The 15,582-nt window shown below is 62.9% G+C and carries 15 protein-coding genes, 1 rRNA gene and 1 riboswitch; of the genes, 4 read left to right on the top strand and 12 right to left on the bottom strand.

Going from position 1 to position 15,582, the window contains the following annotated elements:
* Window positions 1-4: 4 nt before the first annotated feature.
* The 7 genes from ACTHLA_RS17330 to ACTHLA_RS17300 all read right to left on the bottom strand — a co-directional run bounded on the left by ACTHLA_RS17330 (window position 5) and on the right by ACTHLA_RS17300 (window position 5,020).
* Complete coding sequence (locus ACTHLA_RS17330; protein WP_440192434.1) at window positions 5-352, bottom strand: VOC family protein; 348 nt, start codon at window positions 350-352, stop codon at window positions 5-7.
* A complete protein-coding gene (locus ACTHLA_RS17325) occupies window positions 327-1,013 on the bottom strand; it encodes a class I SAM-dependent methyltransferase (RefSeq protein WP_440192431.1) in 687 nt (228 codons plus the stop codon). Before ACTHLA_RS17325 ends, ACTHLA_RS17330 begins: the two co-directional genes overlap by 26 nt.
* The gene (locus ACTHLA_RS17320; protein WP_440192428.1) at window positions 1,013-1,831 is read right to left on the bottom strand and encodes a PdaC/SigV domain-containing protein; all 819 of its coding nucleotides are present in this window, start codon (window positions 1,829-1,831) and stop codon (window positions 1,013-1,015) included. The genes ACTHLA_RS17325 and ACTHLA_RS17320 overlap by 1 nt, the downstream gene beginning before the upstream one ends.
* Window positions 1,824-2,828: a 4-hydroxybenzoate octaprenyltransferase gene (ubiA, locus tag ACTHLA_RS17315; RefSeq protein ID WP_440192425.1), complete on the bottom strand. Its 1,005-nt coding sequence runs from the start codon at window positions 2,826-2,828 to the stop codon at window positions 1,824-1,826. Before ubiA ends, ACTHLA_RS17320 begins: the two co-directional genes overlap by 8 nt.
* A gap of 41 nt (window positions 2,829-2,869) precedes the next feature.
* A complete protein-coding gene (locus tag ACTHLA_RS17310; RefSeq protein ID WP_440192422.1) occupies window positions 2,870-3,502 on the bottom strand; it encodes a hypothetical protein in 633 nt (210 codons plus the stop codon).
* Window positions 3,503-3,600: 98 nt separating this feature from the next.
* Window positions 3,601-4,380: a polyphosphate kinase 2 gene (gene ppk2 / locus ACTHLA_RS17305; protein ID WP_440192419.1), complete on the bottom strand. Its 780-nt coding sequence runs from the start codon at window positions 4,378-4,380 to the stop codon at window positions 3,601-3,603.
* Window positions 4,381-4,438: 58 nt separating this feature from the next.
* Window positions 4,439-5,020 carry a PAS domain-containing protein gene (locus tag ACTHLA_RS17300; RefSeq protein ID WP_440192416.1) on the bottom strand — a complete coding sequence of 194 codons (582 nt, stop codon included), beginning with the start codon at window positions 5,018-5,020 and terminating at the stop codon, window positions 4,439-4,441.
* A gap of 126 nt (window positions 5,021-5,146) precedes the next feature.
* On the opposite strand from ACTHLA_RS17300, the gene ACTHLA_RS17295 reads away from it, so the two are divergent.
* Window positions 5,147-6,019 carry a hypothetical protein gene (locus ACTHLA_RS17295; RefSeq protein ID WP_440192414.1) on the top strand — a complete coding sequence of 291 codons (873 nt, stop codon included), beginning with the start codon at window positions 5,147-5,149 and terminating at the stop codon, window positions 6,017-6,019.
* Window positions 6,020-6,076: 57 nt separating this feature from the next.
* On the opposite strand, the gene ACTHLA_RS17290 is transcribed toward ACTHLA_RS17295, so the two are convergent.
* The 5 genes from ACTHLA_RS17290 to hfaA form a co-directional block, all read right to left on the bottom strand.
* Window positions 6,077-7,426, bottom strand: a complete 1,350-nt coding sequence (locus tag ACTHLA_RS17290) for a voltage-gated chloride channel family protein (protein WP_440192411.1) — start codon at window positions 7,424-7,426, stop codon at window positions 6,077-6,079.
* A 22-nt stretch (window positions 7,427-7,448) separates the two neighbouring features.
* Window positions 7,449-7,526, bottom strand: a riboswitch (Fluoride riboswitch).
* A gap of 79 nt (window positions 7,527-7,605) precedes the next feature.
* Complete coding sequence (locus ACTHLA_RS17285) at window positions 7,606-10,536, bottom strand: M16 family metallopeptidase (RefSeq protein ID WP_440192408.1); 2,931 nt, start codon at window positions 10,534-10,536, stop codon at window positions 7,606-7,608.
* A 150-nt stretch (window positions 10,537-10,686) separates the two neighbouring features.
* Entirely contained in the window at window positions 10,687-11,955 is a 1,269-nt protein-coding gene (gene hfaD, locus ACTHLA_RS17280) for a holdfast anchor protein HfaD (RefSeq protein WP_440192495.1), read from the bottom strand.
* Entirely contained in the window at window positions 11,852-12,979 is a 1,128-nt protein-coding gene (gene hfaB, locus ACTHLA_RS17275; protein ID WP_440192405.1) for a holdfast anchoring protein HfaB, read from the bottom strand. Before hfaB ends, hfaD begins: the two co-directional genes overlap by 104 nt.
* Window positions 12,969-13,448, bottom strand: a complete 480-nt coding sequence (gene hfaA / locus ACTHLA_RS17270; protein WP_440192402.1) for a holdfast anchoring protein HfaA — start codon at window positions 13,446-13,448, stop codon at window positions 12,969-12,971. Before hfaA ends, hfaB begins: the two co-directional genes overlap by 11 nt.
* Window positions 13,449-13,676: 228 nt before the next feature.
* On the opposite strand from hfaA, the gene ACTHLA_RS17265 reads away from it, so the two are divergent.
* From ACTHLA_RS17265 to ACTHLA_RS17255, 3 genes are all read left to right on the top strand, one after another.
* A complete protein-coding gene (locus ACTHLA_RS17265; protein ID WP_440192399.1) occupies window positions 13,677-14,381 on the top strand; it encodes a rhomboid family intramembrane serine protease in 705 nt (234 codons plus the stop codon).
* Window positions 14,382-14,488: 107 nt separating this feature from the next.
* Window positions 14,489-14,917 carry a CBS domain-containing protein gene (locus ACTHLA_RS17260; RefSeq protein WP_440192396.1) on the top strand — a complete coding sequence of 143 codons (429 nt, stop codon included), beginning with the start codon at window positions 14,489-14,491 and terminating at the stop codon, window positions 14,915-14,917.
* Between the two features lie 592 nt (window positions 14,918-15,509).
* Window positions 15,510-15,582: ribosomal RNA gene (locus ACTHLA_RS17255) — 16S ribosomal RNA — on the top strand; the annotation flags it as partial.

The following is a 15,582-nucleotide window of genomic DNA, read 5'->3' as shown; positions in this document are numbered from 1 at the left end:
CGTCCTACCGGTCCGACCAGACCGCCAGCTCATTGCCGGACGGATCGCGGAAATGGAAACGACGTCCGCCGGGAAAGTCGAAAATATCCTTGCAGACCTCGCCGCCCGCCTGCACGACCTTGTCGCGCGTCGCTTCGAGGTCGAGGCTGTAAAGGATCACCAGAGGCTTTTGCGGGCGCTGTTCGGGATCGGCCTGAAACCCGCCGCTCAAACCGGCATTGCTTGGGCAGGCGTAGGTCGGGCCGTAATCCTCGAACGCCCAGCCGAAAGCCTCGCCGTAAAACGCCTTGACGGCGGCGGTGTCGTCGGCTGGAAACTCAACATAATCAATGGCGTTGTGAACCTGGCTCATCTTCTGTCTCCAGTCTCCAGACGCTGGCCGCCTTTTCGCGCGCGTCCTCAATGTCGGCGTGAGTCGATATAGTGTAGCCGGCCAGCCTTTGCAGCCCCGTATCCTTCGGAAAATAGCTGCGATGCGGATCGCCGATCAACACCTCTATTCTGTCCTGCGCCGCGCGTCGAAAATATGACAGCATGGTTTCGCTCATCGTCTTTTCGTAGGTGACGTCGCCCGCTGCGATCACATCGACCGGCGGGAGCGGCCCGGACAGCAGGTCGTCGCCGGTAAAGTCCAGCTCAACGCCGTTCAGTTCGGCGTTGAGGCGTACAGCGGCTTCGGCGTAAGGGTCGATGTCGTTGCACAGCACGCTGGCGGCGCCCGCCTGCATCGCCGCGATCCCGACCAGGCCGGAGCCGCAGGCGATGTCGAGGACGCGCTTGCCGCGCACGGTTTCGGGGTGATCCAGCAGATAGGCCGCCAGCGCCTGACCGCCCGCCCAGGCGAAGGCCCAGAAGGGCGGGGCCAGCCGGTCGCGCGCCATATCCTTTTCGGTCATCAGCCATAACGGCGTGACCTCATCGGCCTGATACAGCCGCACGCCCGGTACAGATGCGACGGCGATCGGGCGCGTCTGCTGGCGCACGAAGGCGAGCCGCGCCGCCAGATCGGACATTATTGCGCCTTGTCCTTATCGGAATCAGGATCGGGGAGCGCCTCCTCCTTGATGGCCTCGCCCGCGAACTGATCGGCATAGGCGGGCGCGATCAGGCCCTTGAGCTGGCTTTGCGGGATGCGGACTTCGTAAGGCCCTTCGGCATAGGGGCCGACCTCATAGGGCGCATAGAGGGCGTCGACCGCGCCGATCTTACCGTCAATCGTCGAAGGGATCAGGATCAGGCGGCTGTCCTTGAGGTCCGGGCAGGGAAAACCGGAGCCGGACTGAGTGACCGGCGCGCCGATGCGCGCGGCGCGCGCGGCCTCGATCTGATGACACAGAAAGCGGTCGACGCCGCTCATATCGGCGCCCGGCGCGAACAGGCTGCCGGTCGGGATCAGGTCGTTCTTGCTCTTGTCCCACAACAGGGCCTGAAAGCTGGAATTGGGGTGGGCGCCGCCCTGATAATCGTCTTCTTCGGCATAGAGCGAGACGAAGCGGCTGCTTTGCGCGGCGATCTTCCAGGTGATCGAGTGGTAGTAGGCCGGGGTGGGAAAGCCGTCGGCGCTGGCCTCGGCGCGGTCCTTGTGCGCCTGATCGAGAAAGGCGGTCAGGCTGGCCTGCCCTTCGTGATAGAGGCGCGTGTGCAGTTCGGGATAGAGTTTGATCGGGTCGGGCAGGGTCAGGCTGACCTGAGCGTCGTCATTGGTCCTGGCGAAACCGAGCGGCGCCACGGTGGCGGGCGGCGCCTTGGCCTTCTGGTCGTCCGGCTTTTTGTGACAGGCCGCAAGTCCGGCGATCAACAGCAGGGCGAGGCCGAAGCGGGCCTTAAACATGGAAGCCCCCGCTGACATGCACAGCCAGCAGGCTGGCGAACCAGATCAGCCCCGCTGTGCGGTTGGATTTGAACAGTTTCAGCGCCAGTTCGCCATTGTCCGGCTGCAAACACACGACCTGCCAGTAAAAGTGCCCGGTCAGGATCAGAAGACCGGCGAAATAGAGGAAAGGCAGGTGGGCCAGCATGCCCGCCGCGCCGGTCAGCACCACGGCGAGACCATAGAAGATGCTGACGCCGCTGACCGTATGGCGGCCCAGGGCGCGCGCCGACGATTTGACGCCGATTAAGATGTCGTCGTCAATGTCCTGCAAGGCGTAGATGGTGTCGTAGCCGAGCGTCCAGAAGACCAGACCGGCGTAGAAGACCAGCGCGGCGGCGTCGATATGGCCGGTGGTGGTCGCGTAGCCCATCAGAAGGCCCCAGTTGAAGGTCAGGCCCAGCCAGGCCTGCGGCCACCAGGTGATGCGCTTCATGAACGGGTAGGCGGCGACCAGTCCCAGCGAGGCGACGCCGAGGATGATCGCCAGTTGCCCAAGCTGGATCAGGATGGCCAGCGAGATCAGCGAACAGACGAGGATAAAGGCCAGGGCCTGTTTCGGGCTGATCTGACCGGACGGGATCGGGCGGCTTCGCGTGCGCTCGACGCGGGCGTCGAAGTCGCGATCGACCAGATCGTTAAAGGCGCAGCCCGCTGCGCGCATCAGGGCGGCCCCGATAAAGAACAGGACCAGCTTCAGGTAAGGGAAGGTCCCGACGGCGGCGCGCCAGCTCCATTGCGGCTGGGTCTGGTCGGGATGCAGGGCGTCAATCGCGAAGACCGGATGCGCCATGCCAAGCGCCAGCCCCATGGCGCAGGGCAGATACAAAAGCCAGATGCCGATCGGTCGGTCGAACCGGCCCAGCCGCAGCCACGGGCGCAGCGCGGCGGGGGCGTAACGGTCAACCCAGTTCAGGCGGGCGGCGTCGGGGAGCTGGTCGTGCAGGGCGCTGGACATGCTTCCTGAATGGACCGCGAGCGGTAAAAAGTCGAGCCTTTTTAGGCGCGGCGTGGCACGCCGTCCGTACGCTCCTTGCGGCGTTCGCGCGCAGGCACGACGCGGGCGAACGGACGCATGCCGAACAGGCTGGGCTCCATGCCGGTTTCGAGAATGTCGCCGCGTTTGGGCGCCTTCAGGAACAGGTCTTCCATCGGCGTGATGACGTAGAGGCCCTCCGGCGCATAAACGAGGACAAGGCCCTCATTCTTCGGCATGACCTCGGACCAGATCTTGATCTGATCGTAATAGTGCGCGCGTCGCCAGTCGTGCGGCCGGTCGGGATCGACATCGACGGCCAGGGTCGTGCCGTTTGGCTCGACGCGCAGCACGAAGCCGCAGACATCGGGACGCCACAGGGCGTTCATATCGTCGTGCTTCAGCCACAGGCACTTGAAATCCTGACAGATCTGGGGGTGCAGGCCCCAGACGCCGCAGCCGCCCTCGGCGCGGACGTGATGGCAGGTCTGCCCGGCCTTCTTCTCGAAGTCGGGAATGTCATAGACCTTGCAGCACAGATTGCAGTCTCCGCAGACCTTGAGATCGGCGCGCTTTTGAGGCGTCGCAGAATCGGAAGCGGGCGCCTTGCGCGTCGCGTGCGGGAACATGATCGCCTGAACCTTCTGTCCGAACACGGGCCGTCCGCCCGCGAAACATGAGCGAATCGTGTCAAAATGGAGTCAACAAAAGGTTACCGGCGACGGGTTTCCCGGCGATTTTTGTGGGGGCAAATTCAGGGCTGCAACTGACGGCGGCCTTCGATCACCTCGTCATAGTCGAACACAATGTCCGGGTCCGGTCCGGCGAGCCCGTCGCGTCCGTGCGGGCAGCCAATCACCTGCAGAACATGGCGGATAATATGTTCGCGCGCCTTCTTCTTGGAGTCGGTGGCCACGCAGGTCCAGCGCCCGTGTTCGTGGTGCGACCGGCGCAGCATGTCGTCGCGCGCTCTGGAATAGTCGTCCCAGCGATCCTGCGCCACCTGATCGAGATCGGACACCTTGAGCCGCTTGCGCGGATCGGAGCGGCGGGCGTCGAGGCGCTTCTTTTCCTCCTCGCGCGAAATGTCGAGCCACAGCTTGATCAGGATGATGCCGCTGCGCACGATCATGCTCTCGAAGTCGGGCACGTCGCGGATGAAGATCTCCTGCTGCTCCGGCGTGGAGAAGCCCATGACCTTTTCGACCCCGGCGCGGTTGTACCAGGAACGGTTGAACACCACCCATTCGCCATTGGTCGGCAGGTGGTTGACGTAGCGCTGGAACCACCATTCGCCCTGTTCGGTATTGGTCGGCTTGGGCAGGGCGACGACGCGCGTGGCGCGGCCCGACAGGCATTCGGTCAGGCGTTTGATGGCGCCGTCCTTGCCCGCCGCGTCGCGGCCCTCGAACAGGATGCAGACCTTCTTTCCGTTGGCCAGAGTCCAGATCTGCGTATCGACCAGAGCGATCTGGAGTTTTTCCAAGGTGGCCTTCGTCTTGTCGTGCTTCGGCATCTTATCGTTTTTCGACATGGCGTCTCCTTATCCTGAAGATAAAGAGTGGCCGACATGCGCGCGAAAAATCAAGCGTTTAGGCGATGCGCTTACCGTTCGCAGCGATCAATTGCAGGTGAGCGGCGCGAATGTCGCGGTCCGGCGCGTATAGGCGCGCGGCGTCCAGACTGTAAAGACCCAGCCGCCCGTCGATGCGCTGCGGCGGCGCTGACAGGGTCTGGCAGAGCCCGACCATGCGGTCGACCTTGCCGACGTCGTTCGCTAACGGGCACAGGCAGATTTCCAGGGCCAGCGTCTCATCTTGAAACAGATCGTCGTCCTGCTGTTGCGGCGTCTCCCACGGCGCGGAGACGGTCAGCACCAGAGGTTGCTCGCGGCGGCGCGCCAGCGTCATGGCGGCGGCGACGGCGTCGATGAAGGCGGGACGGAACAGCGTCAGGAAGGGCGTCGTCTTCAACTCACGGCCATGCAGGGCGGTCAAAAAACCGCCCGCGAGGCGAAACCTGTGGCGGGCGTCAACGGTTGACACCATAATCATCTGCGGGATCAGGCGGCTGAGGCGGCCCGGATCGAAGCGGTCGCGCGGCGGCGCGCGGTCCGGTTCGGCTTGCAGACCCCGCCAATAGCTGATGAAGGCGACTGTGCTGGAATGGGGCAAGGCGGTGTCCTTTCGGAGGTCGAAAGGCAAGATTCCTGCCGGATTTTCGCGTTTTATGGTGTTTTTCGCGGTTTAAACGTGTTCAGATTTAAGAAAGCGGCAAGTTTGGGCCGGTATGGTCCTTGCATGTCGGGCGTAGAACGCCGTCACGGCGAAAATGCCAGCAAGGAAGACATTTCGATGCGCGCAACCCTGATCAAGATTTTCAGCGTCCTTCTCGGCGTCGGACTCCTGGCCATGGCCGGAGAGGCCGCGGCCTGCACGACCGGCTGCGCGCCGCCCGCGCCGCCGACCCGTCCGCACAATCCGACTCCGCCGCATATGCCCTGCACGTCATGCGGCGGCGGCGGAAGCTATAGCGGCGCTTCTGCGCGCGCCTCGGCGACGGCCAATGTCAATGTCAATGTCAACGCTTCGGGCAGTTCCAGCGGCGCCTATTATGGCGGCGGCTACGGCAACTGGTCGCAGACGCCTGGCTATCCGCAGGAAGTCGGCGGCCTGAATGTGGTGGGCGGCGACTGCTGCTCCGGTCGTATGGAGTCCTACAGCGAACAGCAGACCCTGACCAAGCGCACGGTGATCGAAGCCAACTGCATCGACGACACCGGCGTGCCGCACCCGGCCTCACAGGTCTTCCCGGATCGCGACATTCGTGGCGATTATCGCGGCGAGGTCTATCGCTGCATCGCAGGCACCCATATGCAATGGATCGTCGCCGACTATGACGGCAGCCATATCAGCTTCGATAACGGCCAGACCAACACCTGCAAGAAGGATGAGGCGCTGTGGCACGAAAATGGCCAGTTGAGCTGCCGTCCGCAGATTCCGCAGCGTCAGTGCAATGAGCGTTCGTTGCTGCGTCGCTTCGGCGCAGGCGTCAAGATCCTGACCCTGACCCGCACCGAGACGATCACCAAGCAGCGTCAGGTCGCTTGCAATATGTGTCAGTCCAAGGCCGTGATGACCTTTGACGGCGGCGTCGGCGGCTTCGTCCAGTAATCTATAAAAAAGCGCGCTCAACTGAAAAGCCCCGTCGGTCCTCGGCGGGGCTTTTTGCTATTCGTCGCGCCGCGCGGGCGGCCAGGCGGCGGGGCGCAGGGCGCGCGCGTCGCGCAAGGTGGCGTTGACGGCCAGCGCCGCGTCCGGCGCCTTGGGGACGGCGATGCGCTGCGACAGATAGATGCCGGAATGGCCGCTGCACAGATAGGCGATCCAGCAGGCGGCGGCGATATAGACGGCGTGCGTTCCACCGAACAGCTCGACGCCCATCAGGGTGCAGGCCAGCGGCGTATTGGCGGCGCCTGCGAATACGGCGACAAAGCCGAGCGCGGCCAGCAGATCGACCGGGACGCCCAGAATCGGCGCCAGCGCATTGCCCAGCGCCGCGCCGATGAAGAATAAAGGCGTGACCTCGCCGCCCTTGTAACCGGCGCTCAGGGTCACGACGGTGAAAAGCAACTTGAGCGCCCACGCCCAGGGATGGATGTCCGGCCCGAACAGGCTGACAATCGACACGCCATGCGGATCGGGCGAGGTGACGCCGAGGCCCAGATAATCCCGCGTGTCGAACAGGAAGACGAGGGCGATCACCGCGACTCCGCCGATCAGAGGACGCAGGGGCGCAAAGCGGATGTGCTTTTTCAGGAAGCCGCCGAGAATATGGTTGCCCTCGGCGAAGACGCGGCTGATCAGGCCGAAGGCGACAGCGGCGACCGCCACCTTGGCCAGCATGACCGGATCGAAGGCGACGTGGGCGATCCCGGCCATATAGCCGATGGAATAGGCGGTGTGATGAATCCCCCAGGCGCGGCAGGTGTAATCGGCGATCAGGGAGGCGGCCAGACACGGGACCAGAGCCGCATACTGGATGCGCCCGATCGTCAGAACTTCGAGCGCGAACACCGCTCCGGCCAGTGGCGTGCCGAACACGGCCCCGAAACCGGCGGCGATCCCGGCCATCAGCAGGATGCGCACATCGGCGTCGCCGAGCCGGAACAGCTTGCCGACGCCGCTGGCCAGACTGCCGCCCATCTGGACGGCGGTGCCTTCGCGCCCGGCCGAGCCGCCGAACAGGTGGGTCAGCACGGTGGCGACCAGCACGAACGGCGCCATGCGCAGCGGCACGCCGCCGCCCGGTTCGTGAATCTGCTCCAGAATAAGATTATTGCCGCCCTCGGCGGGTTGTCCCTTCCACAGATAGATGAGGCCGATCAGGAAACCGGCGACGGGCAGCAGATACAGAAGCCACGGATGCGCATAGCGCAGGTTGGTGGCCATCTCCAGCGCCCACAGAAACAGCGCGCAAGCCGATCCGACCGCGACCGCCATCGGCGTCAGAATTAGCGTCCAGCGCACGACTTCGGCGGCGAAACGCAGGCGAGGGGAGGAGCTTTGGACGACAGACACGATTCCACCTTTTGCAAACAGCAACAAAGCAGGAATCATCAGCTCGTCGGGGAGCGGTTCGGCGCATATGGCCCGGCGGAAATCCATCGCCGTGTGCAGCGCAATAACGACAGCGCGCCGCAAGATCAAGCAAAATATGGACGGCGCGCCCGGCCCGGCCGGACGCGCGGTCACGTCGCTTATTTCGACGGCGTTTCCGAGGCGGAGTCCGTCACCGGTTGCGCGTCGGCGGCGGGCTTGATCTGCAGCCGCAGCGCCTTGTCCATGTTCAGATACTGTTGCGCCAGTTTCTGAATGTCGGCGATGGTGACCGCCTGATAACGGGCGCGGCGGGTGCGGATATAGTCGAGCTTCCTCGGGTCGCTCATCGTGCCGGGCAGGACATTGCGCCAATAGCTGTTGGTCTTGAGCTGGGTGTCCATCTGGTCGAGCAGCGGCTTTTGCGCCCGCAGCAGCTCATCGGCGCTGATCGGCTTGGCCTTCAGGTCGGCGACAATGCCCGACACGGCGTCATAGAAGGCCTGATCGTTCTCCGGCTTCACCTCGGCGGTGGCGCTCAGATACCCGTAACCGGGGAAGGTCTGCGAATTGACGTTGCCGGCGTAGGGGCTGTAGGCGATGCCCTCTTTTTCGCGCACCACGTCGGTCAGGCGCAGGTTCAGCACTTCGGACAGCACGGTCAGGCCCGCCGCGCGCGCCGGATCGGAAGTGAAGTCCGCGCCCGGCCAGGCGATGAAGCTTAAATCCTGATCGGCGCGTCCATGATGCTCGAATACCTGATGCAGGTCGCTGGTCGGGAAATGGATCTTGAGATCGGCGGGCGCAGGCGCAGGCGCCGGCGCGCGGGCGGGCAGGGCGGCGAAGGTCTTGGCGATTTCGGCCTCGGCCTCGGCCTCATCGACATCGCCGACAATGGTGATCTCGACCGGCGCTTTTGTCAGTTCGCCCTCCACCAGAGCCTTGACCTGATCGTTCGGGGTGGCGAGGAAGGCCTGCTCGCTCGGCATGACGAAACGCGGATCGCCGCCGTGCAGGACGCCATTGGCCTGCATCTGGAAGACGCCGCCGGGGGTCGATTGCAATTGCTGATAATAGTCGGGGATAAAGCCCTTGAGGCGCTCGAAGGCGTCGGCGCGCATGGCGGCGTCGGTGGTGAAGGCCATCAGCGCCTGCATTTCCGTAGCGAAGTCGCCCTTCGTCGTGCCGCCGCTCAACATGGCCGCGTCGTCGCCAATGCCGTAACGGACGCTGTAGATCTTGCCGCTCAGCGTGTCCTTGATCTCGGCGGCGGTCAGCTTGCCGAGGCCGCCCTCCATCAGATCATTGACCGTCGCCTGGAAGACCGGCGCCTTGCCGTCGGGCGGCAGGACGGACAGGCCGCCCGCAAAGCGCACGGTGACGCCGATCTCATCTTTCTTGAAGTCGGTGGTCTTGATCGTCGCCTTGACGCCGTTGGCGTAGGTCAGTTGCACGAGGCCGAGATCCTTGACCTCCACGCGCTTGATCAGCTTGGCCGGAGCGCCGAAATCGGTATAGGGCCAGGGCTTGGTCGATTGAATGTCAGGCTTGGCGACGGGCGCGGCCTGCACGGCCTTATAGGAATCGAGCAGGGCCTGCTTGTCGAGGCCGTTCAGGTTCTCGCCCTCGTGCCACAGCAACGGGCCGTCGCCGGAAAACAGGTCTTTGACGCCGTCATTGAGGCGGTCCACCGTCAGGCTCGGCTTCAGGCTTTCAAAATAGTCGTAATCCTGCTTGGGCGAGGTGAAGACGTCGCCGCTGCCCATGCTGTCGGACAGGGCGTCGGCCAGACGGCGGTTGTCGCGGGTATTGGCGCCCTTGAGCGCCGCCTGAAAGCGCGCTTCCTGGTCAGCCAAGGCGCGGTTCAGCTCGTCCTGAGTCACGCCATAGGCGGCGAACTGGCGCGCCATGGTGTAGGCGTCGATCAGCGCCTCCTTGTCGTGGCCGGGCTTGGGCGTGATGTTCAGTTGCACGACTTCGGCGGTCTCGCCGACCGAATCGCGTCCGGCTTCGGCGGCGACGAACGGCGCGTCGGCCTGCTTGGCGCGGCGCTCCAGCCGGTCGTTGAATATGCTCAGGCGCAGATCGTCGATGAAGTCTTTGGTCTCCTTGGCGACGTCCTGATAGTGGTCGTCGAAGGCTTGCGACCAGGTCAGGCTGATCGAATCGGGCAGACCGGCTTCGGAATAGGTGTCCGCGACGACGCCCTTGGGCTTATAGACGCCGAAATCGGTCATGCGGATCGGGTTGGCCGGGCCTTTCCAGTCGGAAAATTTCGTCTTGATGTCGGCCTCGATCGTATCGGGGTCGATGTCGCCGACCACCACAAGGGTCGCCAGTTCCGGGCGGTAGAAATTACTGTAAAAATCGGCGAAGCGGTCGTGTTTGGCGGATTGGATAACGTCCACCTTGCCGATGGGCAGGCGCGTCGGATAGACCTGTCCGGCGAAGGCGTCGTCGGCCCATTTTTCGTAGGCGTGCAGGCCCGGCGTGTCGCGTGAGCGCTCCTCGCCCAGGATGACGCCGCGCTCGCGGTCGATGGCGCCGTCGTCCAGCGTGAGATTGCCCGCCGTCTCGCGCATCAGGAACAGGCCGGTGTCGATATCGTCGGGCTTCACCGTCGGCAGGTCGAGCTGATACACCGTCTCGTCAAAGCCGGTATGGGCGTTGGTGTCGGCGCCGAAGGCGAGGCCGTGACGCTCCAGAATCTTGACCATGTCGCCCTCGGCCACGTTCTTCGAGCCGTTGAAGGCCATGTGTTCGAGGAAGTGGGCCAGGCCCTGCTGGTCGTCATGCTCCATCATCGAGCCGCCATTGATGCGCAGGCGGATCGACGCCGTGCCCGGCGGCGTGGCGTTCTTCATGATGATATAGGTCATGCCGTTGGCCAGCTTGCCGAAACGGATGTTCGGGTCGGCCTTGATGTCGGAATGGTTCTGCGGGAAGTCCAGTCCCTTGGACAGGTCGCGGACCTGAGCGCTGAAAGCGGGCGCCGAAGCGGTCGTCTGCGCCAGAACGCTCACCGGCGTCAATGCGGTCGAGGTGAGTGCGGCGACGGCGAAGGCGGTCAGTAGGGACGATTTCAAAGTCATGGCGGGCTCCCGGTAATCCTAGGCCCGTGACACTGGCGCAAACCGGCGCCTGAATAAAGGCATAAGTTGCAAGATTACATTTTGTTTAGATAGCAACGAAAAAAGGGAAGGCCTGAGCCTTCCCCTTTTCATCGTGCTTATGCGTCGCCCTCAGTGCGACACGTAATAGGTCGCGCTGTTGCCGGTGGCGCGGGCGGTCGAGACGATGGAGCGTCCCTGAACCGCGCTGGCGGTTGCGGTGGCGTTGACGTCGGAATTGTTCACCTGGGTCGAGTTGACGCCGTAGTCGGCCTGACAGTTCGAGCAGGCATAGGCGAGGGCCTGATTGCCGACCGCGTCGGCGGTGACATAGCCGTCATAGCCGCTGTTGCCGTCGAACTGGGCGCTGACATCGACGCCGCCAGATGAAATCTGCGTCGTATCGAGGCGGACATAGACGTCGTTATTACCTGCGGCCAGATTGTTGCCGACGCCGGACGCCGTGGCGTAGGCGACGCTATACTGGTCGGCGGTATTCTTGGCCTGGGCGTTCACCTGGCCCGACTGGGTCTGGTTAGCGGCCACGATCAGCGAACCGCCCTGATTTTGCAGGTCGATATTATTGCCGGTCGCGGTGGATTTGACATCCGACTGCCAGACATTGCCGCCGTTCATCTCGGCGCGCGCCGTCGTCGTACCAGTCTGGCTTTGCGTGACCGTATGCTCCTGCGTGCCGCGATCACCGGAATAGGCGCCATAATAGTTATTCGTCGCGTAGGCGTAATAGCCGTTCGGCGAGGGCGAATAATGCACCTGCGCATAGGAATCGGCCCGCACGTCGCTGGTCGAGGTCTGCGTCATGGTGGAGGTCAGCTTGCCGTTTGCGACCTCGAAGGCGGCGTGGTTGGCTTCGGCGGTGGCGTCGCCTTCGCCGCTGACATAGATGGCGTTGTTCGGCGCGACGATCTGGGTCGCAGACTGCACCGGCCCGCTGGCGGTCTGCGTCGCCGTCGCGGTCAGGCTGGCCTGATCCGAGGTCGAGGCCAGATAGTTGCCAATGGCCTGCGTATTGCCATAGACCGGCGTGCCCAGCGAAGTGTCTTCGTTTCCGGTGTTGACGCCGTTGATGTTCGCCGCCGCGCGGATCGAGCCGGCGACGTTCTGCACGGAATGCAGAGTCGCATCCACATCCTGATTGCCGCCCTGCAGGCTGTTGCCGGTCGCCTGACCGGTCGCCGAGGTCAGGCCGTCATTCTCCACGACGTTCAGCGTCTGGCTCGACAGGACGTCGCCCTGCTGATCCTGATTGTTGCTGACGTCGCTGCCGATCGTCTGACTAGTAGCGGGAGTCGTTGACAGCAGCGTCGCGGTGATCAGGGCCGCTGCGGCGGTCGTCAGACGGAGCAGGAGGCGGCGCGTCGTGACGGTCGGACGCAACATCCGTCCAGCGGGTCGGGTCTGCGCGCGTCTGAGCATTGTTCGTCTCCAGATTATTATAGGCCGGGGTCAGGCCGCCCGTCGGGCCAAGCGTCGGATTTTCAAGGAAGTCGTTGCGCGGATCGAGGCACACATCGGGACCGGACACGCCGTACAGATTGGCCATGAATTCCAACGTCGCGCGCTCGATCATGGCGCGCACCGCCAGTTGCATCGGCTCCAGCGCGCCCTTGCCGCCGTCGATATTGAAGATATTGCCGTTCAGGATGTCGAACACGCCCGCCTTGATCTCGCGGCCGACGATCTGCTTCTGATACGAGATGACATCGACCACTTCCAGCGTGCGCGTATCGACCAGACGCAGGTCCAGAGCGACATTCATCACATAGGTGCGGCCCGAATAGAGGCCCTTGACGCCCGTATCCTTGGTGTCGCCCGCATAGGCGTCGAGGCCGGAAGACTGAATATTGTAGTTCAGCTCGGTGATGCCGCCGACGATGAAGAAGTCGGAGCCCGCGACCTGACCGGCCATGATCTTGCGATAGTCCGCCGGATGGGTCGGATTGGCGACCGCGTCGTCGGTGATCAGCTTGTTATTGGCGTATTTCAGCTCAAGCTCGCCGACGCTGGTGTCAAAGCGTTCGACCTGACGCGCGCCCGCCTTGGCCAGGGCGGTCATCGCCATCAGCGAGGCGCCCTGCGTGATTTCGCGTCCGCCTTCCAAAGACACCTTGCCGGTATAGTCGGAGATGCGGCCCACCGCCAGACGCGGCGAGGCCAGATGGTGATCGCGGGCATAGGCGCCGAGGCACACCAGAGCGTCCGAATAGGCGGTCGGGTTGGCGGTGACCGGCGCGGCGCCGATCGGCGTCTTGTAATTGCCGTCCGCCTGCACGTTCGGCGTCATGCAGCCCGTGAGGCCAAGGCACAGCGCCGCGGCGCTGACGAGACCGATCGCGACCTTGCGCGTGTTTCTGTTCACCGACGAGGCCGCCTTCGCGTTCTTGCTGTCAATCTCAGAAGCCATTGAGGTTTACCTGTCCGTTTAAAGAGGAGTTCGTGGAGGTCGTCCCGGTTTGCGCCGTAACGGAGGTTCCGTTGGCCGTGGCGGTGACGTTGCCGTTATTGGTCTGGGTCGAGTGGACGATCACGGTGTTGTAGCTGCCGTTGACGACCACCTGCAGATTGTTGCCGATGGCGGTGGCGCCGCCCAGCGCGCCTGCGCCGGAATAGGTGTCGCCCGCGCCGAGAGTCTGCGAATAGGAATAGACGCTGTTGTCCGTGCCGGTCATGATCATGCCGTCCTGCAACACCAGATTGCCATTGGCGTCGCGCATGGACGGGTTGATCGCCGTCTGCATCTCATTGCGCGCCAGACCGTAGCCGGTCTCGAAGGAGGCGGCGGTGTTGCTGGTGCTGAACTGCGCCTGCGCGCCGCCGGCGAAGGCGGCGGCGATCAGCAGGGGCGGCCAGATCAGGGTCTTCTTCAGGGACATCAAAGCGCTCCGGGGCCTGGGGACATGCGCCGCAGGCATGGCGCAGGCCCAGCAATTTGGGCGCCAGTCTCAGTCCTAAGCTTAAAGATTGCGTATATTTTTTCCCGATTTGGCGCAGGAAATTCATTTTTCTTAGCTTTTTACACGCCCCTGCGGCGTCGCGACGCTGTTATTTCGGCTTTGCGCAGGGCATATATGACCTGAGATGAGCCAAGTGAGTCCCGAAATATGACAGACGAGCCTCCGTTCCGATCTGACCGGCAAGATGAAGCGCCAGGTCGCGAACCGGTCTTCAATGCGCCGCTGCTGTCCTTTCTGCTGCCAGCGCTGCTGATCGCGATCTACGCCTTTCAGGCCTCGCTCAGCCCCTATATTCAGGATCAACTGATCGAGAGTTTTGGCCTGAAGCCCGTATTGTTGCGACAGGGGGATGTCGAGCTGCTGATCACGCATCTGTTCCTGCACGGCAGTTGGATGCATGTCCTGGCCAATTCCGCCTTCTGTCTGGCCTTTTCGGCGCCGGTTATTCGCGCCTGTGGCCGCGGCCCTGTCGGCCCCCTGGCCTTTCTGGGCTTTTATCTGCTCTGCGGCATGGTCGCAGGGCTGGGCGACAGTCTGCTGAACTGGACGTCTTCCGTGCCGATTCTCGGCGCGTCCGGGGCCGTGTCCGGCCTGATGGGCGCCGCCATGCGCATCCGCGTCTGGCCGGGTTATCCGGGCATGATCGCGCCCTTGCGGGATTCGCGCGTGATCGGCATGACGGTCTTCTGGTGCGGCGTCAATGTGGCGGCGGCCTTTGTGCCGATGGTGATGGGCGTTGCGCAAGGGCAGGGGATCGCCTGGCAGGCGCACATCGTCGGCTATCTGTTTGGACTGCTGCTGATCGGCCCGTGGCTGAAGCTGTCTAATCCGCGTTTCTTCACGACAAGTTGAGCCTTTGAAGCCGCTGTTTGCGCGGCGGACTTATTGCATTTTTACAGCATTGGCGCGAACGTCGTTATCCGGCGTCTATAATTGAAACCCAAAGGGAGGGTGCGCCAATGCTGGTTAATCAACTTCTCACCATGAAGGGCCGTCAGGTCTTCACGGTCACGCCCGACGACGCACTGTCGTCCGTGGCCGCGCTGCTATATACCCGCAAGGTCGGCGCCTTTATCGTCACCGACAGGATCGGTCGCGTTGTCGGCATCGTCTCCGAACGCGACATTATCCGCGCCATTGCGACCGAGGGCGCTGACGCTCTCGGCAAGCCGGTCAGCCATATTATGACGCGCGACGTTATCTCGGCTGGCGCGCATGAAACGGTCGAGTCTCTGCTGGATCGTATGACAGACCGGCGTATCCGTCACCTGCCGGTGATGGAGGGGGCGCGGCTGATCGGCATCGTCTCCATCGGCGATCTGGTCAAGGCGCGCATCGCGGCCAGCGAGCATGAGGCGCGGACCCTCAAGGAATATATTGCGGGTTAAACCTGCAAAACGGCGAAGCTGGGGATAGAATCGCATTCCCGGCATTTTGCGCTTGCGAAGTCTGAGGAGGGGGCATAAAAGCCGCCTCCTCGCTGACGTGCACCGAACGGGCCGACGACGAGCTGACAATTGAGTGTAAAAATTCAATTAATAGCTTGATGTTGATTTCGATCGGAGTTAAGAAAGCGATCTTCCGATTCGGACGAAGCCTTGGCAGGCTATCCCGCAAAGATAGCCCGGCAGGATTTTGTTGCCTTCGGTTTCTGACCTTGGAAACAAGGTTGTGGAAAACGAAGAAAGTCGGTTGACACGATTTGGCGGTTCGGATAGATAGCCGCCTCCCACGACAACGGGTTTGGTTGTTGCGCTGGTCGGCTCGGCCGCCAGTGAGGTCTTTGACATTGTATGAAATGGAAAGAGAAACGCAGGCGGCGGTGTTCTGGCGCAGATTAAGTTCTGCAGTACGACACTGATGTTTGCGGTCTCTTTAAAGACAACCATTCGACTTAGCTTTTCGGAGCTATGTCGTGTGGGAACTCGTTAATGAACGTAAACTTACGCAGTGATTTAGTCACTGAGATTAGTGTCAACTCAACCTGAGAGTTTGATCCTGGCTCAGAGCGAACGCTGGCGGCAGGCCTAACACATGCAAGTCGAACGATCCT

Source organism: Asticcacaulis sp. (assembly GCF_051956075.1).
Classification (GTDB): domain Bacteria; phylum Pseudomonadota; class Alphaproteobacteria; order Caulobacterales; family Caulobacteraceae; genus Asticcacaulis.
This window is presented reverse-complemented; position numbering and strand designations above follow the sequence as displayed.

Coding starts and splice junctions, on each gene's coding strand:
- ACTHLA_RS17330 (WP_440192434.1), bottom strand. CDS start 352: ATGAGCCAGGTTCACAACGCCATTGATTATGTTGAGTTTCCAGCCGAC.
- ACTHLA_RS17325 (WP_440192431.1), bottom strand. CDS start 1,013: ATGTCCGATCTGGCGGCGCGGCTCGCCTTCGTGCGCCAGCAGACGCGC.
- ACTHLA_RS17320 (WP_440192428.1), bottom strand. CDS start 1,831: ATGTTTAAGGCCCGCTTCGGCCTCGCCCTGCTGTTGATCGCCGGACTT.
- ubiA (WP_440192425.1), bottom strand. CDS start 2,828: ATGTCCAGCGCCCTGCACGACCAGCTCCCCGACGCCGCCCGCCTGAAC.
- ppk2 (WP_440192419.1), bottom strand. CDS start 4,380: ATGTCGAAAAACGATAAGATGCCGAAGCACGACAAGACGAAGGCCACC.
- ACTHLA_RS17295 (WP_440192414.1), top strand. CDS start 5,147: ATGTCGGGCGTAGAACGCCGTCACGGCGAAAATGCCAGCAAGGAAGAC.
- ACTHLA_RS17285 (WP_440192408.1), bottom strand. CDS start 10,536: ATGACTTTGAAATCGTCCCTACTGACCGCCTTCGCCGTCGCCGCACTC.
- hfaD (WP_440192495.1), bottom strand. CDS start 11,955: ATGTTGCGTCCGACCGTCACGACGCGCCGCCTCCTGCTCCGTCTGACG.
- hfaB (WP_440192405.1), bottom strand. CDS start 12,979: ATGGCTTCTGAGATTGACAGCAAGAACGCGAAGGCGGCCTCGTCGGTG.
- hfaA (WP_440192402.1), bottom strand. CDS start 13,448: ATGTCCCTGAAGAAGACCCTGATCTGGCCGCCCCTGCTGATCGCCGCC.
- ACTHLA_RS17265 (WP_440192399.1), top strand. CDS start 13,677: ATGACAGACGAGCCTCCGTTCCGATCTGACCGGCAAGATGAAGCGCCA.
- ACTHLA_RS17260 (WP_440192396.1), top strand. CDS start 14,489: ATGCTGGTTAATCAACTTCTCACCATGAAGGGCCGTCAGGTCTTCACG.